This is a genomic window from Hydrogenophaga intermedia, assembly GCF_023715105.1.
GTDB lineage: Bacteria > Pseudomonadota > Gammaproteobacteria > Burkholderiales > Burkholderiaceae_C > Hydrogenophaga > Hydrogenophaga intermedia_A.
Map to the genome: position 1 here is coordinate 1 of NZ_JAMBNO010000035.1, position 18,922 is coordinate 18,922.

At 69.0% G+C, this 18,922-nt stretch carries 20 protein-coding genes; 10 read left to right on the plus strand and 10 right to left on the minus strand.

What is annotated here, in order from left to right; translation table 11 throughout:
* The 6 genes from M3149_RS21065 to M3149_RS21090 form a co-directional block, all read left to right on the plus strand.
* Nucleotides 1-127, plus strand: a 127-nt coding sequence (locus M3149_RS21065) for an integrase core domain-containing protein (protein WP_251711372.1), incomplete at its 5' end; no start/stop codon positions are given.
* Between the two features lie 144 nt (nt 128-271).
* Nucleotides 272-1,114: an ABC transporter substrate-binding protein gene (locus tag M3149_RS21070; RefSeq protein ID WP_251711342.1), complete on the plus strand. Its 843-nt coding sequence runs from the start codon at nt 272-274 to the stop codon at nt 1,112-1,114.
* Between the two features lie 12 nt (nt 1,115-1,126).
* Nucleotides 1,127-1,813: an ABC transporter permease gene (locus M3149_RS21075; protein WP_251711343.1), complete on the plus strand. Its 687-nt coding sequence runs from the start codon at nt 1,127-1,129 to the stop codon at nt 1,811-1,813.
* A 12-nt stretch (nt 1,814-1,825) separates the two neighbouring features.
* Nucleotides 1,826-2,539, plus strand: coding sequence for an ABC transporter permease (locus M3149_RS21080; protein ID WP_251711344.1), 714 nt, complete (start codon nt 1,826-1,828; stop codon nt 2,537-2,539).
* Nucleotides 2,540-2,570: 31 nt separating this feature from the next.
* Nucleotides 2,571-3,686: a succinylglutamate desuccinylase/aspartoacylase family protein gene (locus M3149_RS21085; protein WP_251711345.1), complete on the plus strand. Its 1,116-nt coding sequence runs from the start codon at nt 2,571-2,573 to the stop codon at nt 3,684-3,686.
* A gap of 11 nt (nt 3,687-3,697) precedes the next feature.
* Nucleotides 3,698-4,501 (plus strand): ABC transporter ATP-binding protein, encoded by an 804-nt coding sequence (locus M3149_RS21090; protein ID WP_251711346.1) that lies wholly within the window; start codon nt 3,698-3,700, stop codon nt 4,499-4,501.
* 84 nt (nt 4,502-4,585) lie between these two features.
* On the opposite strand, the gene M3149_RS21095 is transcribed toward M3149_RS21090, so the two are convergent.
* Together M3149_RS21095 and M3149_RS21100 are read right to left on the minus strand one after the other, a co-directional pair.
* The gene (locus M3149_RS21095) at nt 4,586-7,087 is read right to left on the minus strand and encodes a penicillin acylase family protein (RefSeq protein WP_251711347.1); all 2,502 of its coding nucleotides are present in this window, start codon (nt 7,085-7,087) and stop codon (nt 4,586-4,588) included.
* Nucleotides 7,088-7,192: 105 nt separating this feature from the next.
* The gene (locus M3149_RS21100) at nt 7,193-8,137 is read right to left on the minus strand and encodes an adenylate/guanylate cyclase domain-containing protein (RefSeq protein ID WP_251711348.1); all 945 of its coding nucleotides are present in this window, start codon (nt 8,135-8,137) and stop codon (nt 7,193-7,195) included.
* Between the two features lie 298 nt (nt 8,138-8,435).
* Here M3149_RS21100 and M3149_RS21105 point away from each other — a divergent pair, with 298 nt between their 5' ends.
* On the plus strand, nt 8,436-8,771 hold the full coding sequence (locus M3149_RS21105; RefSeq protein ID WP_251711349.1) for a hypothetical protein: 336 nt from the start codon (nt 8,436-8,438) through the stop codon (nt 8,769-8,771).
* A gap of 4 nt (nt 8,772-8,775) precedes the next feature.
* Here M3149_RS21105 and M3149_RS21110 read toward each other — a convergent pair whose 3' ends face one another.
* Nucleotides 8,776-9,723, minus strand: a complete 948-nt coding sequence (locus M3149_RS21110) for an LD-carboxypeptidase (RefSeq protein ID WP_251711350.1) — start codon at nt 9,721-9,723, stop codon at nt 8,776-8,778.
* A gap of 12 nt (nt 9,724-9,735) precedes the next feature.
* Nucleotides 9,736-11,112, minus strand: coding sequence for a tRNA adenosine(34) deaminase TadA (tadA, locus tag M3149_RS21115; protein ID WP_251711351.1), 1,377 nt, complete (start codon nt 11,110-11,112; stop codon nt 9,736-9,738).
* A gap of 91 nt (nt 11,113-11,203) precedes the next feature.
* Between tadA and opgC the strand changes: the two genes are divergently transcribed.
* Nucleotides 11,204-12,334 carry an OpgC domain-containing protein gene (gene opgC / locus M3149_RS21120; protein WP_251711352.1) on the plus strand — a complete coding sequence of 377 codons (1,131 nt, stop codon included), beginning with the start codon at nt 11,204-11,206 and terminating at the stop codon, nt 12,332-12,334.
* On the opposite strand, the gene M3149_RS21125 is transcribed toward opgC, so the two are convergent.
* Together M3149_RS21125 and M3149_RS21130 are read right to left on the minus strand one after the other, a co-directional pair.
* Nucleotides 12,314-13,009, minus strand: coding sequence for a GDSL-type esterase/lipase family protein (locus tag M3149_RS21125; protein WP_251711353.1), 696 nt, complete (start codon nt 13,007-13,009; stop codon nt 12,314-12,316). The two genes, opgC and M3149_RS21125, sit on opposite strands and share 21 nt — an antisense overlap.
* Nucleotides 13,006-13,635 carry an FMN-binding negative transcriptional regulator gene (locus M3149_RS21130; protein ID WP_251711354.1) on the minus strand — a complete coding sequence of 210 codons (630 nt, stop codon included), beginning with the start codon at nt 13,633-13,635 and terminating at the stop codon, nt 13,006-13,008. The genes M3149_RS21125 and M3149_RS21130 overlap by 4 nt, the downstream gene beginning before the upstream one ends.
* Before the next feature lie 101 nt (nt 13,636-13,736).
* Here M3149_RS21130 and M3149_RS21135 point away from each other — a divergent pair, with 101 nt between their 5' ends.
* Together M3149_RS21135 and M3149_RS21140 are read left to right on the plus strand one after the other, a co-directional pair.
* Complete coding sequence (locus tag M3149_RS21135) at nt 13,737-14,381, plus strand: hypothetical protein (protein ID WP_251711355.1); 645 nt, start codon at nt 13,737-13,739, stop codon at nt 14,379-14,381.
* Between the two features lie 81 nt (nt 14,382-14,462).
* Nucleotides 14,463-15,461, plus strand: a complete 999-nt coding sequence (locus M3149_RS21140; protein ID WP_251711356.1) for a RibD family protein — start codon at nt 14,463-14,465, stop codon at nt 15,459-15,461.
* 46 nt (nt 15,462-15,507) lie between these two features.
* On the opposite strand, the gene M3149_RS21145 is transcribed toward M3149_RS21140, so the two are convergent.
* From M3149_RS21145 to M3149_RS21160, 4 genes are read right to left on the minus strand one after another with little or no spacing between them, the layout of a single operon-like run.
* Entirely contained in the window at nt 15,508-16,371 is an 864-nt protein-coding gene (locus M3149_RS21145) for a class I SAM-dependent methyltransferase (protein WP_251711357.1), read from the minus strand.
* Nucleotides 16,368-17,444, minus strand: coding sequence for a glycosyltransferase family 4 protein (locus tag M3149_RS21150; protein ID WP_251711358.1), 1,077 nt, complete (start codon nt 17,442-17,444; stop codon nt 16,368-16,370). The genes M3149_RS21145 and M3149_RS21150 overlap by 4 nt, the downstream gene beginning before the upstream one ends.
* A gap of 6 nt (nt 17,445-17,450) precedes the next feature.
* Nucleotides 17,451-17,873, minus strand: coding sequence for a 6-pyruvoyl trahydropterin synthase family protein (locus M3149_RS21155; protein ID WP_251711359.1), 423 nt, complete (start codon nt 17,871-17,873; stop codon nt 17,451-17,453).
* 43 nt (nt 17,874-17,916) lie between these two features.
* The gene (locus M3149_RS21160; protein ID WP_251711360.1) at nt 17,917-18,903 is read right to left on the minus strand and encodes a zinc-dependent alcohol dehydrogenase; all 987 of its coding nucleotides are present in this window, start codon (nt 18,901-18,903) and stop codon (nt 17,917-17,919) included.
* Between the last annotated feature and the right edge of the window lie 19 nt (nt 18,904-18,922).

The window sequence follows — 18,922 nt, forward strand, 5'->3', positions numbered from 1 at the left end:
AGAGCGCACCGCCTGGCTTCCATCCTTCTTGAGCTACTACAACACCCGCAGGCCTCATTCGGCCCTCGGTCATCGCCCTCCGGCTTCCCGCCTCGGTGGGAATAACCTATTGCAACTCAACATCTAGACGTGCATGGGCAACGGTGCCACTTCTGCCCGCGCATGCTCGGTGGAAACACCAGCCTGTGGCCACAGGATGGCATCTGCCCCAGACCTACAATCGCCTGCTCTCACACACCGGTGCAAACCGCACCACTTACGGACCATCGTCATGAAGCACGTCATCCTGACCGCCACCCTGATCGCCGTCGCCACCCTGGCAGCCTGCGGCAAGAAGGAAGAAGCCGCTCCGGCGGCGCCCGCACCGGCGCCGACCGCAGCGCCCGCGCCGGCCCCGGCGCCCGAGCTGCCCGAACTCAAGGTCGCCATCGACCCGGCCTACGAGCCGTTCACCTTCAAGACCCCGGACGGCAAGCCAACTGGTTTCGACGTCGACATCGCCGAAGCCCTGTGCAACGAGATCAAGCGCAAGTGCGTCTACGTCGAACAGGTCTGGGACAGCATGATTCCCGGCCTGCAAGCCAAGAAGTACGACGTGATCATCAGCTCGATGTCGATCACCGAGGAGCGCCTGCAGGTCGTCGACTTCACGGACAAGTACTACAACACGCCGAGCCGCATCGTCGTCAAGAACGGCACCGCGTTCACCGATCCGGCGTCCCTCAAGGGCAAAAAGATCGGCGTGCTCAAGGGCAGCACGCAAGAGAAGTACGCCATGGGTGAACTCAAGCCCGCGGGCGTGAATGTCGTGCCCTACGAGGCGCAAGATCAGGTCTATCTCGACATCAAGTCCGGCCGTCTGGACGGCACCGTGGCCGACCAGGTGGAAGTCACCGGGGGCTTCCTGAGCAAACCCGAAGGCAAGGACTACATCCTGGTGGGCCCCGCGCTTGACGAGCCGAAGTACTTCGGCAACGGCGTCGGCGTGGCGCTGCGCAAAGGCGAGACCGAGCTCAAGGATTCGCTCAACGCCGCCATCAAGGCGATCCGCAGCAACGGCGTTTACGAAACCGTCAGCAAGAAGTACTTCGACTTCGACGTCTACGGCAAGTAAGCCGAGCGCGGTTTGTCTGGCTACTACCTGCTGATCCTGCAAGGCGCCCTCCTCACGGTGGGCGTCTCGCTGGCCTCCCTCGTGGTGGCCATCGTGCTCGGGCTCGCGGGCGCGGCGGCCAAGCTTTCGGGCCGCCCGCCGCTTGTGATGCTGGCCACCGTCTACACCACCGTGGTGCGCGGCGTGCCCGAACTGGTGCTGATGCTGCTCATCTTCTACGGCGGCACCATCGGCCTGAACCACTTGCTCGAAGCGTTCGGCAGCCGCCGCAGTGTGGACATCAACCCGTTTCTCGCCGGTGTGCTCACGATCGGCTTCATCTACGGCGCCTACATGACGGAGACCTTCCGAGGCGCCATCCTGGCGATTCCCCGCGGGCAGATGGAGGCGGCCTGGGCCTTCGGCATGGGTCGCTTGCGCACGTTCCTGCGCATCACGTTGCCGCAGATGGTGCGCTACGCAATCCCGGGCTTCACCAACAACTGGCTGGTGCTGATCAAGACCACGGCGCTGGTGAGCCTGATCGGCCTGCACGAGATGACCTATCTGGCCAAGCAGGCCAGTTCGGCCACGCGCGAGCCGTTCACCTTCTTCCTCTTTGCGGCCGCGCTGTTCCTCGTCTACACCTCGGTGTCGCTGTGGGCGCTGCGCTGGGTCGACCGGCGCTTCAGCCTGGGCGTCAAACGCAGCACGGTCTGAGGCGCGACGCGCATGCGCTGGGACATCATCTTTCAACCGCAACACCTGGCGATGTACGCCCAGGGCGCGCTCACCACGCTGGGCCTGCTGCTGTCCTCGCTGGCGATCGGCGCCTTGCTGGCCCTGGTGTTTGCCATCGCGCTCACACAGGGCCCGCGCCCGGTGCGTTGGCTGGTGGGCGCGTATACCTACGTGATCCGCGGCACGCCCTTGCTGATCCAGGTCTATCTCATCTACTACGGCCTGGCCCAGCTCGAATGGATCCAGTCGCGCTGGGACGAGGTCTGGCCCTGGACCTGGTTCAAGGACGCGTTCTTCTGCATCCTGCTGGCTTTCTCACTGAACACCGCGGCCTACACGGCCGAGATGCTGGCGGGATCGATCCGCGAGACGTCCGCCGGCGAGATCGAAGCCGCCCAGGCCATGGGGATGGGCCGATGGCTCGCCTTGCGGCGCATCGTGCTGCCCAGCGCGATTCGCCGCACCCTGCCCGCCTACAGCAACGAGGTGGTCATGATGCTGCACAGCACCAGCCTGGCCAGCGCTGTGCCCGCAATGCTCGACATCACGGCGGCGGCCAGCCGCATCTACTCCGATTTCTACCTGCCGTTCGAGGCCTACATCTTCGCGGCAGGCATCTACCTCACCATCACGTTCAGCCTGGTGGGCCTGTTCAAGCTGGGCGAGCGCCGTCTGCTGGCGCACCTGGCGCCGCGCACGCACTGAAGGCCGTCTCATGGTCCGCACAGAGCATCCCTTGCTGAGTCCCAGTCTGGGTCACCAGAAGACGCTGGTGTCGTTCCACTACGGGGACCCTTCGGCACGGCCGAAGGTCTATCTGCAGGCCAGCCTGCACGCCGAGGAGTTGCCCGGCATGCTGGTGGCCCATCATCTGCGGCCTGCGCTGGAGCAAGCCGAACGCGAGGGTCGCCTGCGGGGGCATGTGGTCCTGGTGCCGGCGGCCAACCCCATCGGTCTGGCGCAACGGCTCGATCACAAGGCCATGGGCCGCTTCGAGTTCGGCACGTCCGAGAACTTCAACCGCCACTACCCCGATCTGGCCCAAGCGGTGTTCGAGCAGATCCGCGAGCGGCTGGGGCCCGACGGTGCGGCCAACGTGGCGCTGGTGCGCAACACGGTCACCGCGTGGCTGCAGGCCTGGTCACCCCGCACCGAACTGGAAAGCCTGCGCCGGCAATTGCTGCTGCTGGCACACGATGCGGACGTGGTGCTCGACATGCACTGCGACTGGGAGGCCACGCTGCACTTGTACGCCGAAGAAGCCTGCTGGCCGCCGCTGGCGCCGCTGGCCTGGCTGCTGGGCTGCAAGGCCGTGCTGCTGGCACGCGATTCCGGCGGTGGCCCGTTCGACGAATGCCTCTCGGGCCTCTGGTGGCAACTGGCCGAGCGGCTGAAGGCCGCGGGCGTTGCCCATCCCCTGCCCCAGGCTTGTGCCAGCACCACGCTGGAGTTCCGCGGCGAGGCCGACGTGGCACACGAACACGCCGCGCGCGATGCCGCGGCCATCCTCGCCTACCTCGCCCACCTGCGGGTGCTTGATGGTGCCGCGCCGACCATTCCCGCGCCGAGTTGCCAGCCGACGCCGCTGGCAGGCTCCGAAACACTGCACAGCCCCGTGCCGGGTGTGGTGGTCTTTCGTGCCCGCCCGGGCGACACGCTGGCCGTCGGCGATCTTGTGGCCGAGGTGATCGACCCCACCGCACCTGGCGCCTCGCGCGTGCACCGCGTGTGTGCCGGTGTGGCCGGTGTCCTCTATGCCAGCGTGGGTGAACGTTACTGCGTCGCTGGTGGCGAGATCGGCAAGATCGCCGGCGCCAAACCCTTTCGCACCGGCCCGTTGCTTGGTGCCTGAAGCCCCATTCCATGAACGCCACGCCTTCGCCCTCCGCTGCATCGAACGCCACGGCATTGCTGTCGGTGCACGACATTCACAAACGCTTCGGGCAGAACGAAGTGCTCAAAGGCGTCTCGCTGGAGGCGCGCGCGGGCGATGTGATCAGCCTGATCGGCAGCTCGGGCTCGGGCAAGAGCACGCTTTTGCGCTGCATCAACCTGCTCGAGAAGCCCAATGCCGGGCGCATCGTGCTCGGCGGCGAGGAATTGCGGCTCAAGGCCGACAAGCACGGCGAGCTTCAGGCAGTGGACGCGGCTCAGCTGCAGCGGCTGCGCACACGCCTGGCCATGGTGTTCCAGCACTTCAATCTGTGGGCCCACATGACGGTGCTGCAAAACATCATCGAAGCACCGGTGCACGTGCTGGGTGTGCCGCGCGATCAGGCCGTTCAGACGGCACGCAAGTACCTCGAGCGCGTGGGCCTGCAAGGTGTGGAAGACCGCTACCCCGCGCACATGAGCGGCGGCCAGCAGCAGCGCGTGGCGATTGCGCGCGCGCTCGCGGTGGAGCCGGCCGTGATGCTGTTCGATGAGCCCACCTCGGCGCTCGACCCCGAACTCGTGGGCGAGGTGCTGCGCGTGATGAAGCTGCTGGCCGAGGAAGGCCGCACCATGGTGGTGGTGACGCACGAGATGGGCTTTGCCCGCGAGGTGTCCTCGCACCTGATCTTCCTGCACAAGGGCTGCATCGAGGAGCAAGGCGTGCCCGCCGAGGTGCTCGCCCGCCCGAAGAGCGAGCGCCTCGCGCAGTTCCTCAAGGGGAATCTCAAGTAACCCCCCGCCGCGCTTCGCGCGATCCCCCTGCTGGGGGCGGCACCTGAGGCCCGGCAGAGCCGGTTCCTCGGTGCCATGGCCCGGTCACGGCTGAAGTTCGAGCGTGTGGGTCCACGCGCCCGGGTTCAGGCTGAGCAAGCGGCCCTGATTGGCGGCCCATTCGGGGCTCATGTCGCGGTAGCGGCTGGAGAACACGTTGCCGCTCTGCCCCGTCTGGTAGATGTAGACCGAGCGGTCAAGGTTGGCCAGGTCGTAGAGCGCGCGCAGGCTGGCCGCGTGGCGGTTGGCGTACGGGGCGTCGGCCTTGTCCAGGTGGTACTGGCCCACGTTCAGGGTGAACGGGTCACCGCCGGTGGGCACGCGCACCTCGAAGAACTTCGCCAGCGGCTTCACGTTGGACATCGGGCGGTGCACCGAGATCGCCGGGTGGGCGTCGCCCCAGCGCCAGGCCGACACCTCCTGCCCGTGCACGGCTTGCAGCCGCTCCAGCGCGCGCGTGAGCGCGGCCCCGCTGGCGGGCGCGCAGCCCGCGTCGCCACACCAGGCCTTGTTGTCCGTCTCGAGGATGTTCTCGACCGCGTTGCGGAACAAACGCTTGCCGTACATGCCCTCGAAGCGCGCCTGGCCAAGGCGCCCACCGATCACGCCACGCGTGAATTCATCGATCCAGGCGCTGTAGACCAGCGGGGCCGCGCTGTCAGCACGCAACTGCCCGTCGAAGCCCTGCAGCGTCTGCAGCGCCGCGGCGGCCAACGGATGATCGCTGCGCGCTTTCTGCAGGTGCGGGAGCAGGCGCAGCATGGCCGCGCCGTGCAGGTCGCCCTGCATGGCGCGCATGCTGGCCATGTCGTGTTTCGGCGTCTGCTCCAGCAGTTGTTCGATGCGCTGCTGGCGGTACGGCGGTGCCCAGTCCTGCGTGAGGAAGTGCGGGTAGTCGGCCGCGTGGATGCGCTGGTTGGCGGTGGCGATCCAGCCGCGCGCACCGTCGTCCTGCGGCGTTTGCTCGTAGGGCAGCCAACCGGTCCAGTCGTAGCGCGCCTCCCAGCCCGGCGACGGCGCCACACCCCGGATGTCGTTGTCCGCAGCGCGCACCGGCACGCGCCCGGCCGCCTTGTAGGCGATGCGCCCGCTGCGGTCCGCCATCACCACGTTCTGCATGGGCGCGTGGAAGTCGGCAAACGCGGTAATGAGTTCATCCACCGACTGCGCGCGGTTGGCGGCGATGGTGGCCGCGACGTTGCCGTCGTCAGCCTCCAGCGCGCTCCAGCGCAGTGAGAGCACGAAGCGGCTGGTGTCGATGACCTGGCCGTGCGAGGCCTGTGCGTCGCTAAGCACGGGCCCGTGGCGCGTGTGGCGCACCAGGTGGGTGACGTCCGGTTGCCCCTTGACCTTGATCGTCTCGACACGCACGGCAAAGGGCTGCCACGCGGGTTGTCCGTCTGCCGATGGTACGCGGTACTCGCTCGCGTTGGCCGGGTTGATCTGTTCCAGAAAGAGGTCCTGCACATCCGGCCCGGTGTTGGTGAAACCCCAGGCCGCGTTGGCGGTACGCCCCAGCACCACGAAAGGTGTGCCCGGCAGGGTGGCGCCGATCACGTCCATGCCCTCCTGGCCCGGCGCGTCGGGTGCCTGCAGGCGAGCGAAGTACCAGATCGCCGGGGCGCTCAGGCCCAGGTGCGGATCGTTGGCCAGCAGCGGCTTGCCGCTGGCGGTGCGCGAGCCAGCCACCACCCAGTTGTTCGAACCCTTGCCCTCGGCGTGGCCGAAGGTGTCGGTCCAGGTGCGCAGGTCTTGCGCGATGCGGGTGCGCAGGTCGTCCGCGGGATCAAGCGGGCGCAAGCCCGGGGCCTGCGACGTCTTCTGTGCGCCGTTGCGGTACACACCCAGGTCGCGGTACAGGCGCGCCAGATCGGCCGTGGCCGCCCTTTGCTCGCCGGGGTACGGAGGGAACAGCTCCCACAGCGCGTCGGTGTCGAGCACCTGCAGGGCAGACAGCCGCGCGAACTCGTTGCCCCAGTTGCCGCCCAGGTCCAGCGCCATCATGATCGACCAGCCCACCGAGTCGGCGGCGTCCCACCACGTGCCCTGGGCAGCCTCTTCGCGCGGGTTTACGCCAAGCAGCAGGAATTCGGGGGTGCGCGCTTGTTCGCTGGTGGCAAAGAAGGCGTTGATCCCAGCGGCGTAGGCCTCCATCGCAGCGCGGGCACCGGCCGGCAACACGGCCAACTGGCGCTGCGCGGCCAGGCGGATGCCCAATGTGCGCATGAGTTTGTCGGTCTCCAGCGTGGCCGGCCCGAGAAACTCGGACAGCGCGCCGCGCATCACCGCACGGTTGAAGGCCAGTTGCCAGCCGCGCTCCTGGGCGTGCACGTAACCCAGCGCCATCCAGGCGTCGCTGGCGCGCGCAGCCTGGATGTGCGTCACGTCGCTCGCGTCGCGCCGCACCTGCACCGGCGCGGACAGGCCGCTCAGTTGCAGCCGGCCGTCCATCACGGGCAGCGTCTGGCGCGCGTACCAGAACGCCAGGGCAGCGGCCAGTACCAGCAGCAGGCCGATGGCGGCCAGCAATCGTCGAATCCAGCGCATGCGTGTCTCTCCCGGGCTTGCAGCAGCCCGCGAGGATACGTTGCTTGAAGGCAGGCGCGTGAGGAACGCTGTCGCGAAAGCAGCGTGCAGCGTGCAGCGTGCCGCTCAGGCCGCGGCCGGCTTGCGGCCCAGCACCATGCTGCCGTTGACGAGCTTGAAGCTCACCATGGGCGCACTGAAGTCGGAGAATGGCGCGCCCAGGGCGATTTCGCCGTCGCCGGTGAGCATCACTTCCTGGCGGCGCAAGGCCACCACGGCGTCGCTACCGGCAAAGCGCACCCAGGTACCGTAGCTGCTCACGTCTTCGAGCACGTAGTTGCCGGCGCGCAGTTCGATGGTGGCGTGCATGCGTGAGACGCGCGGGTCCGTCACCACAAACCCCGCTTCCGGTACGCGCCCGATGCGCACCGGCAGGTCGTCGGTGGCGAAGGTGCGCGTCGCGTCAAGCCAGGCGAGTTCGATGCCGGCGAAATCGGCATCCTCCTTGGGCGTGATCGCGTGCAGATCCGCCGGCATGGTGAGGAACTCGGACTGCATGTCCAGTTGCCATTCGATACGGAACACCTCGCACGGGTCCGCCTTGCCCTTGATGCGCATGGGCCCCAGGCTGCGGCTGCGCACGCCCGCCTTGGGTTCAAGCGCCTGGACCACCGTGTCGGTGGCAAAGATCTGCTCGGGGCCCGCCAGATCGCTGAGGCGCGACGCCAGGTTCACCGCATCGCCAAAGCAGTCGCCATCGACCCAGACCACCGGGCCTCGCGCCAGGCCCACCTGCATGAGCAGTTTCAGGTGTGGCGGCCATTGCTGCACGCGCTTGGCGTGCTCCTGCTGGATCTGGACCATGGCCTCCACGCAGGCACGGTTGTTGCCGAACGCCATCAGCACGCCGTCACCCAGCATCTTGACGACGGTGCCGCCGTGGGCCTGCCCGCGCGCGCCGATCCACTGGGTGAGCTTGGTCACCGCCTTGGTGGCGCGGTCGTTCCCCAGGGTCTCGAACACCGAGGTGCTGCCGGTCAGGTCTACGAAAGCGATCGTGAGGTCGGGCATGGTGAAAGCGGTTGCCGATCGATTACAGCATGCAGCTCTTGCACGCCTGTTTTATCGGCCGCTGAGCCCCCACGCTGCAACGACACGCGGCCACCGTGTGTCGCCCAGGGCACACATGAACGCATGCCAACAGAGTGCAAAGGTATTAGCTTTGTGAGACTTCGCCTCAAGGATGAGCACTAAGCGCATGATTTGCCTGTTGTTTTTTTCTTGTATCAGGGCTTGCGTCATTGCATCGACATGCACCAAACCGTATCCTGCGCTTCCCCTTGTGACGCATCCCCCATCTTTGCACCCCATGCGTTGGTTCAAGCCCAGTCTTCGAAACAGCATCTCCGCGCTGATCGGCCCGCACATGCGCGCCGACGAGGAAGACGTGCTGGAGCCGGTGCGCCGCGCCATGCTCGAGGTGCTGGGCGAAGACGGTGCCCAGCGCAATCCGGCACTCAAGCGACGCCTGAAGTTCATGCACGACGCGCACAGCCTCTGGTATGCGCGCGCCGAGCTCGTGGCGGTGCTGAGCCAGATCCACGGCGAAGCGTTGGCGGTGCACCGGGTCCAGGGCCTGTCCCCCGTGTTTCAGGGCCTGATTCCCAAGGCCCTGATCGACGCTTCGCGCATTCGCCGGGCCTGATCCTTCAGCGATCGGGTTGCTCGTGGGGTTCATGACCCCACACCATGAGCGCCTGGCGCCCCTCCACCAGCAGTTCCACCCGCCGGCCCACCGGCAGCAGCACCTTGGTCGGCACGTGACCGAACGGCAGGCCGGTGTAGACCGGCGTTTTTGTCTGTGAGCGCAACCAGTCGACCACGGTCTTGAGCCCGTAACCGCGGTCGTGGCCCGGCACCAACTTGAACCGGTTGAACGAGCCCAGCAGCACCGCTTTTTGCGCATCCACGATGCCCGAGCGCAACAATTGCGTGAGCTGGCGCTCGATGCGGTAAGGGTGCTCGTTGACGTCTTCCAGGAACAGCACCCCGCCTTTCACCGCCGGCAGCCAGGGCGTGCCCACCAGCGCGCACAGCACGTTGAGGTTGCCACCCCACAGCAGCGCGTCGTGCACATGGCGCTTCGGCTTGGCCTCGTGCGCACGGGCGTCGGCGGCGGGCAGCGTCCAGCCCGTGCCCTCGGCCGACCCACTGACGAGATCGTCAAAGCAGGCCAGCATGATCTCGTCAGGCTCGGCCTCGGGGCCGAAGTCTTCCCCCAGCGCAGGGCCGGCCCAGCTGGTGGCGCCGGTTTTGGCCAGCAGCCCCAGTTGCAGCGCGGTGAAGTCGCTCAGGCCCACGAAGCGCGTCCCCTTCTCGATCGCCTTGGCGAGCGCCTTGTAAGGCAGCGCCGGCAGGATGCGCGTGAGCCCGTAGCCACCGCGCGAGATCAGCGCCACGTCGGCCCCGCTGGCCGCAGCCCGGCCGATGGCGGCCACGCGGGTGTCGTCGTCGCCCGCAAAGCGCAGGTGGCTGGCCAGCGCGGCCTCGTCGATCTCGACCTCGTGGCCAAGCGCCTTCAGCCGCTTCACGCCACGGCGAAAGGCTGCCTTGTCGCGCACCGCGCTCGAGGGGGAGTAGATGTAGATATGGCTCATGGAAAACGCGGGTCAGCGGGAAAAGTGGTTGACGGCAGCCTGGGCAATCGACTCGCCGTGCTCCTGAACGAAGTGGCCGGCCTGCGGCAGCAGCAGTGGTTCGGGGCAACCCCGGATCTGATCGCGCAGCGAGCGCATCACGGGCTCGCCAAGCACCGGGTCCTGCTGGCCGATGGCCATGAGGCTCTCGCCCTGCCAGCGCTCGCGCCAGAAATCACGCGCCTGGCGGCTCACGGCCGCGCCGTCGCTGTCGGGGTGCTCGGGCACCATGGGCGGGAAGGCGCGCAGCGCGGCGCGGTGGCCACGGTCGGGGAACGGCGCGTTGTAAGCGGCGCACTCGGCCTCGCTCATCTGCGGGTTGCCTCGGGCGAACAGGCGCCCGACATCGAATTCGGGCTTGCTCGCGCACATCTCGCGCCAGGCCAGGAAGCCGGGCGACAACGGCACGTCGCCCGTGCCCAGGGTGGTGTTCATCACGAGCAAGCCGCGGTAACGCCCGGGGGCGGCCATGGGCAATGTCAAGCCGAGCAGACCGCCCCAGTCCTGCACCACCAGCACCACATTGCGCAGGTCCAGCCGCTCGACGAACTCGAGCAGCACCTGGCGGTGCCAGGTGAACGTGTGCTGGTTGTCCTTCTTGGGTTTGTCGCTCTTGCCGAAGCCGATCAGATCGGGCGCGACCACGCGATCACCCGCCGCCAGGAACACCGGAATCATGCGGCGATAGAGATAGCTCCACGCCGGGTTGCCGTGCAGGCAGAGCCAGGTCCGCGGCGCATCGGGCGGGCCTTCGTCCAGGTGGTGCAGGCGCCAACCTGCGAGGGCCGGCAGGTCGCTCAGGTAGTGCGGCGCCCAGGGGTAGCCGGGCAGACCCGCGAAGGCGCTGTCGGGGGTGCGCAGCGCGTCGTCGCGCAGCGGGTGCGGGTTGCCGTTCATGCGTCGCTCATGGAAGAAAGTGCGCAGCAAGGTGCCGCCCTCGTCCGCCAACACGCCCCCATCGACCGCGGTCTGGTGGTTCAGGCGCGCATCGGCGAACAGGTTCACCACCGAGCCCGCGGCACCGGTCTTGGGGTCCGGCGCGCCATAGACCACACGCGCCAGCCGCGCATGCAGCATCGCGCCGCTGCACATGGCACAGGGCTCCAGCGTCACATAGAGGGTGCAGCCGTCGAGCCGGTAATTGCCCAGGCGCTGGGCAGCGGCGCGCAGCGCTGTCATCTCGGCGTGTGCCGTGGGGTCGTCGTGGGCAATGGGTGCATTGCGGCCGGTGCCGATGACAACACCGTCCTTCACCACCACCGCGCCCACCGGCACCTCGCCCGCTGCGGCTGCGGCGCGCGCCTCGTCCAGGGCGAGTCGCATGAACGCGGAGTCATCGGGCAAGGGCATGCGGGCGAGTGTAGGTGAGCGCCGGATCGGGGCATGCCGCGTCTGGCATGATGCCGGGTTGTTCTGGAAAACCCTCGGTTTTCACCCCTCCATGCACACCCTTCCCCACGGCGGCCGCCAGTGGGAGCTCGACGCGCTGCGCGGGCTCATGCTGGTGCTGATGACGCTCACCCACATGCCCACCGGCTTTTCGCCGGCGCTCAGCCAGCCGTTCGGCTTCGTGTCGGCGGCCGAGGGCTTCGTGCTGATCTCTGCCGTGCTGGCCGGGCGGGTGTATGGCGCGCGCGCCGAGCGCCAGGGGTTTGCAGCCCTGCGCAAGGGCCTGTGGCGGCGCGCGGGCACGCTCTATCTGTGCCATGCGGCCCTGCTGCTGCTCGCATTCACGCTGATCGCCTGGCTGGGTGTGGTGCGGCACCAGGGTGGCGTCACGGGCCTGCTCGAATACTTCTTTGTCGACCGAAGCAGCGCGGTGCCTGCGGCCTTCGCGCTGCTCTACAACCCGCCGCTGCTGGATGTGCTGCCGCTGTACATCGTGCTGATGCTGGTCTCGCCGTGGCTCATCGCCCACGGCCAGCGCCACGGCTGGCGCGGACTCTTGTGCATGAGCGTGCTGCTCTGGCTGGCCGAGCAGTGGGGGCTGGGCGCATGGCTCCATGGTGGTGCACAAAGCCTGGGCTGGCCCGTTCCCTACAAGGACATGGGCGCCTTCCACCTGTTCGCCTGGCAATTGTTGTGGGTGGTGGGCCTGTGGCTGGGGGCGCGACGCGCGCCCTGGCCCAGCCCGCGCTGGTGGCTGTGGCTACCTGCGCTGGCCCTGGTGCTGACGACGCTGGTGTGGCGCCACATGGTGGGCCAGGACCCGATGCCCGGTGTGCCCACCGTGGCCGCGCTGTTCGACAAGTGGTCGCTGGGCCCATTGCGCCTGCTCAACCTGGCAGCGCTGGTGACCCTGCTGCTGGCCAGCACACCGCTGTGGCACGCCCTCCCCCGGCCCCTGCCGCTGGAACTGCTGGGCCGCCAGTCGCTGCCGGTGTTCTGTGCGCACATCGTCATTGCACTTTTCACGCTGGCTTTCTTCGGCTCGGTGGAGGTGCTGCGCCCCTGGAGCACCGATGTCACTTTGCTGGCTGCTGCCTTTGCCGGCCTGTTCGGCGTTGCGCTGATCTCGCAGGCACGCGACGCAGGCGCCTGGCGCTGGCGCTCAGGGCTTCAGGTGCGCTGAGATCACCTGCCGCCACAGTGCGTAACCCTCGGGGCTGAGGTGCAGGCGGTCACGCACGAAGAGTTCTGGTCGCGCGCGGCCGTCGTTGTCCAGCATCGGGGTGTGCACGTCGATGTAGTCCAACCCGTCCTGCGCCAGCACCCAGGTCTGTACCAGCAGGTTGGCCTCGCGCATCGTGGCGGCTTGCGCCGCGCGCAGCGGGCTCGGCTTGATGGACACGAAGGCGATCGGCGTGCCCGGCCGTTCGGCCTGCACCGCCTGCACGAACCGCACGAACGCGGCCAGTACCTCGGCGGGCTGTGCGCCCTCGGCGATGTCGTTCTCACCCGCGTACACGATCACCTGTTTCGGTACGTAGCGTGTCACCAGCCAGGGCACGAACTCGGGCCACTCGGACAGCCGCGAGCCGCCAAGGCCGCGGCGCAGCACCACGGGCGCCTGCGCGGCGAAATCCTGCTCCAGGCCCTTCCAGAGGCGAATCGTCGAACTGCCCACGAACAGCACTGCGCCCAGGGGCGGCGCACTGCGGCGGTCGGCATCGAGCAGCGCCTCGATCTCGGCGCGCCAGCGAGTCGGCGCCAGCGCGACGCCTGGCGGCTGCGCCGGGGTATGTACCTGCGCCCGCGCCAGCGCCGCGGCCAGCGCGCCGCCCAGCAGCAATGCGCGGCGTTTCATGCGCGTGGCTGCCCGCTCAGGCCCAGGCGGCGCATCCAGCCCGCCAAGGCCTGTTCGTTCGGGTTGCCGCGCTCGTAAGCAGCCAGCAGTGCGGCGTGCGATTCAGGCCGGTGCTGGTTGAGTTTGAGCTTGCATTGGAGGTCCAGCACCCGCAGCTCGAAGGCGTGAATGCCCTGCATCATCTTGTGCTGGTAGTCCTCGGGCAGCGCGCGCCACTGGGCGTCATACGCCGGGTCGTGGTCGTGGATCAGGTGTTTGAGCAGGCGATCCTTGTCGTCGAACGCCTCCACGAAACGCACCTCGACGCGCGCCTGCACCATCAGGTAGTTCCAGGTCGGCACGCGGGCCAGATCGGGATACACGCGCGGCGTGAGGTATGCGTGCGGCCCCTGAAACACCACCAGCGCCTGCGGGCGAGCCCGCAATTGTGTGGCCTGCGGGTTGGGCCGCGCGACGTGGCCCAGCAGCGTGAGGCCGCCTTCTTCCTCCACCAGATGCAGCGGCAGTGGCGTGACAAAAGGAAAGCCGGTGTCGTCGGTGGAGATCAGCTGCGCGAACGGGTGGGCGCGCATGAGCTCGCGGGCGATGGCAGGGTCCTGGCTGGCGAACTGGGGCGGGAGGTACACGATGGCGGCTTGAAATACCGGTAGGGGTGGTTAGCGTAATGCAAGCAGGCGGCCGCCGGAATGCGCCACCAATGCGCCATGTACGCAGTGTCGGTGCGATGATGCTTGCCTGCACCGACATCGTGCCCACCATGCCCTGGCCCTTCCTTCATCACCCCGCGTTCCAAAGCCTGTTACTGCCGGCATTGCTGGGCGGGTTGTGCACGCTGGCCTTGCACCGGGCGCTGGGCGGCCAAAACCGCTCGTGGGGCGCCTTCGGCCCGTCGTTGGGTCTCGTGCTGGCGATGCTGTGGTGGCCAGGCTTCGCCTGGCCGGCCGCCGCTCAGGCGCAGAAGCTGCCGTGGATCGTGTTGCTTGGCCTGTTCGCCGCCGTGGCCGCGCAGGTGTTTGCGGGCAGCCGTGTGGCACCTGCTGGCCGCGCTGCCGCTGGCGCACTGCGAGGGGCGCTGGCCCTGCCGGTGCTGCTTGCACTGCTGGCGGGCCTGGCGGTCTTCGCGGTGGTGAGCGGCTCATTGCTGTTGGCCCAGCTTGCGCTCATGGTGGCCGCCAGCGCCGGCGTGACCCTGTTGTGGGCCTGGGTACAGCGCGAGAGCGGCCCGCGCATCACGGCGGTCTCGCTCCTCCCGCTGCTGGCGGCCTTTCTTGCGCTGCTCGCCATGGTCGCAGCGCTGGGCTGGCCCTCAAGCGGATCGCAGCCGTCGCCGGGTGGCGCCGCCGACGACCCCTACTACACGCCGCGTTGGTGACGCGAATACGCCGCAGGGATGTGCGGGGTCTTGCGGGTTATTGCACGGCAATCGCCCGTCGCGATGCGATGATGAACCGCAATGCACCACTCCGCCGAGCCCCTGCGCGACCCGCGCCCCACCGAAGCCGCCGAGCACTCGCTGGCCGACGTGCCCGCCGACTGGCACGACCTTTGGGCGCAGATGCTGGCTGTGCGCGCGGGCCAGCTGCCCCAGCCCAGGGGCCGCCACGCTGCCCTTGGGCGCCGCCCCGCTGCCGGCTGGTGCGTCCAGGGCCCCGTGAGCGCGCGAAGTGCTGCGCTGTTCGACCTCTACAAGCCGCTGCTTGACGCGCGCGCCGCGGGCGAGGCGCGCCCCTGGGTGGTGGCACAGATGGGCCAGAGCCTGGACGGCTTCGTGGCCACCGCCACGGGGGACTCCTACTATGTGAACGGCGCGCACAGCCTGGTGCACCTGCACCGCCTGCGCGCGCTGTGCGACGCGGTGCTGGTGGGCGCCGGCACGGTGGCGATCGACAACCCGCAACTCACCACGCGGCGCGTGAGTGGCCCGCACCCGGTGCGTGTGCTGCTTGACCCGGCAGCGCGCCTGGATGGCCGGGCTCGCGCCCTGCACGACGGCCAGGCGCCAACGCTGTGGGTGTGCGATGAACGGCACGCGGCCCGGGCGCATGCGCGCCTGGGGCCTTGCGCGGCCGAGGTGCTGGCGGTGGAAGGTCTGCTCGATGAAAGCGGCCCCGACCCCTTCAACGACACCCGCCAGGGTGGTCTTGATGCCGACGGACACACGCGCCCGGCCTGGCAGGTGCCGCGTGTGCTGCAGGCCCTGGCGACGCGCGGGCTGCGCGTGCTCTTCGTGGAGGGCGGCGGCGTCACCGTCTCGCACTTCTTTGCCGCTGGTGCCCTGCAGCGCCTGCACCTGTCGGTGGCGCCGGTGCTGGTCGGCAACGGCCGGCGCGGCCTGCGCGTGCCGGCACACGACGTGATGGCCGACTGCCCGCGCCCGCCCGCGCGCATGGTGGTGCTCGGCGACGACATGCTCTGGGATCTGGATCTCGCAGCCACCAACCATCGCGCCTGAACGCCGCAGCCGATCGCATGCCGCGTAAGGCCGGTGGCCGCCGAACTCAGCGCGGCGGCAAGGCCAGCAGATCGACGTGCCCGACGCGCAAGGCGCCGTGGGCCACCTGCTGCAAGCGGCGCTCGCACCAGGCGCGCACACGCGCGGCGTCTGCCGGGGATTGCTCGGCCGCCGCTCGCGCCATGCCCTCGGCCATGGCGCGCTGCATGGCCTCGGCGCCGGCAACACCGGGGTGAATCGACCAGTCGCTGCGCGCCAGTCGCACGCGCCACCCCGTCGCGCGCAGGGCGCTCGCGAGCGTGTGTGCCGCTCGCGGGCCTTGCGCTGGCCCCAGGCCCTTGTCGCGGAGCTGGTGCGCGGCAAAGCACCGGGCCACGAAGGCGTCATCGGCATCGCGTGGTTCCCAGGCGTGGCGACCGTCCACGTTCAGGGCGAACAACAGCGCCGTGCGAGATGCCCTGGCCAGCCCGGCCAGCCGCAGGAGCCAGGCCTTGCCTGCCAGATCGAGCAAGGCCGAGGCGGTGACCAGGTGCGCGGATTGCCATGGCAATCGCTCCAGATCGGCGGCCAGATCGGCCCGATGCCGAAGCACCTTTACCGGGCCGTCCGCCTCATCGCGCTGCAACACACCACCGGGCAGCCGCTGAAAACCGGCCTGCCCCGCCCAGCGCCGCAGCAAGGCGGCGTCGCGGTCCACCACCAGCCACTCTTGCGGCCCGCCCAAGTGCGGCGCGAGCCAGCGCAGGTTGGCACCGGTGCCGCAGCCCAGGTCGATCACGCGCCAGGGGCCACTGGCCGGACGCTGTGCCTGCAGCGCTGGCAACAAGCGGGCGCTGAGTTCGCGCGCCGCCGTGTCGAAAGGTTCGCGCAGCGCCAGCCAGTCGGCGTCGAAGCGTTCGCGGCGGCTCATCGGGCATCTCCACACAAGGGTTCAATGGCATTTGCAAAGCGCGTCGCCTGCGCTGCCCACGTGGGCAACTGGCGTGCGGCCACACGCGCGCCAGTGGCCAGCCGCGCGCGCAACGCGGCGTCGCTGATCACGGCGGTCAGCGCCTCGCGCCAGGCGGCCTCATCGTCGGGAGGTACCAGCAAGCCGGCTTGTGCGGGCACGGTCTGCGCCAGCGCGCCGGCCCGGCTGGCCACGATGGGCAGGCCGTGCAACAGCGCTTCGTTGATCACCATGCCGTAGCCCTCGTGGCGTGAGGCCAACACGAAAACGTCGGCCTGCGCATAGCGTACGTGCAGCGCTTCATCAGGCAGCTCGCCGTGCCAGTGCACGCGGCCCGCGAGCGGGCCACTGGCCGTGCTGTCCTTCAGGCGTTGCGCCAGCGCGGCGTCGTGCGTGGGGCTGCCCACGCAATGCAGGGCCCAGGGCAGGTCGGACATGGCAGCGAGCGCGCGCAGCAGCAGCGCGTGGTTCTTGCGTGGTGTGAGGGTGGCCACGCACAGCAATTGCACGTTGTCATCCGCGCGCGCAACGGCTGCGGTTGACGCATGCACCGGGTCGATGCCGGGCACCACCACCGCGATGCGCTCGTGCGGCACGCCCAGCGCCTGCACGTCGGCCACCGTGGCCGGGCTGGTGACGATCACCCGCTGGGCAAACGCCAGCGCCGCGGCCTCGGCCACGCGCAAGGCCTGCGCCTGCGACGTATCGAGCCCTGTCTCCAGGTGCAGCGGGTGGTGCACCAGCGCCACCCAGCGCAGGCGCCGTGCGTGCGCGGCCACCACGTCGCCCAGCACGCCGAACGCCAGGCCATCGGCCACCACGCAGCAGCCATCGGGCAGCTGCGCGAAGCGGTGTTGTGCCTCGGCAAGCGTGGCTGCATCGGGCCAGGGCCATGCCCCGTCGATGCGCAACACCGACACGGCCCAGCCCGATGCGCGCAGCGCTTCGAGCAGGCGCCGGTCGTACGCGTAGCCGCCCGTGGGCGTATTCAGGTCACCGGGGACCAGCAGCACACAGGCCGGTGCAGCCGCCATGCGGGATCAGCGACCGAGCGCGGCTTCGTAGGCGGCCGAGGCCACGTGCGATTCGTTGAGCGACACACGCATCGCCGTGAGCCCGCCGCTGGCGCTGCCCGGCACCGCGTGCGGCCCCATCGCGCCGGCGGCGATGCGCTGCGCCAGGCGCTGGAACAGCGCGTGCGCCAGAAACTCGGTGGTCGTGTTCTGGCCGGCGAACTCGGGCAATTCATCGAGGTTGCGGTAGTTCAGCCGCGCCAGCTCCTCGCGCAGCACCTGGGTGGCCAGGCCGATGTCGACCACCAGGCCATCGGGGTCGAACGCCGGGCGGCGCACCTCGAGGTCCACCACGTAAGTGGCGCCGTGCAGGGCCTGCGCAGGGCCGAAGACGGCGCCGCGAAAGCTGTGGGCAATCATGAAATGGTCGCGAACGGTGAGGGAGAACATGCGCGGTTCCGGTCGGGTTTCGTGGGGTGATCAGGCGGGATGATCAGGTGGTGTAGTCGATGCGCTGGCACAGGGTTTCGGTGTCGCCAGCGGCCAGGCGCTGCAGCACCTGCGGCAGGTCTTCAAACGGTGCATGGTGGGTGATGAGGCGATCCAGCGCCGGGTCGGTAAGCAGCGACAGCGCCAGGGCCAGACGTTGCCCGTGGCTCCAGCGCGCGCGCTGCGCAGCGGCCACCTGCCCCACCTGCGAGCTGCGCAGCGTGAGCCGCTGCGCATGAAAGCCCTCGCCCAGTGGCACCTCAACGCGGCGCGTGCCGTACCAGCTGAGCTCCAGCACGGTGGCCTCGAAGCCAGCCAGGCGCAGTGCCGTGGCCAGGCCTGCGCTCTGCCCGCTGGCATGCACCACGAGATCGGCACCCTCGCTGGCCTGCGCCGGCAAGGCGAACGAGGCACCCAGCGCCTGCGCGATGTCGGCGCGTGCGGCCTGCGTGTCCACCACCTGCACCCGGCAGCCGGGCACCCGCGCGGCCAGCCACGCCACCAACAGGCCCAGCGGGCCGGCCCCTACCACGCTCACGCGGTCGCCCACACGCGGCGGCGCGTCCCACATCGCGTTGATGGCGGTCTCCAGATAGGCTGCCAGCACCGCGCGCGCCGGCGGTAAGCCATCGGGGAGCGGCGTCACGGCGGCCGCAGGCACCTGATAGACCGTCTGGTGCGGGTGCAGGCAGAACACGGTGCGCCCGATCAGCCCCGGCGGCCCGGCCTCGATCACGCCCACGTTCACGTAACCGTATTTCACCGGCGCGGGAAACTCGCCCCCCTGGAACGGTGCGCGCATGCGTTCGGTTTCGCTCGGCGGCACCTCGCCGCGGAAGACCAGCGTCTCGGTGCCTCGGCTGATGCCGCTGTGCAGGCTGCGCACGCGCACCTCGCCCTCGCGCAACGGGGCAAGCGGTTCGGGGCGGATCTCGGCCCGAGACGGGCCGACCACCCAGCAGGCGCGGGCATTCGGGTGGGGGGATTGCATGAAAACGACTTCGCAGTGA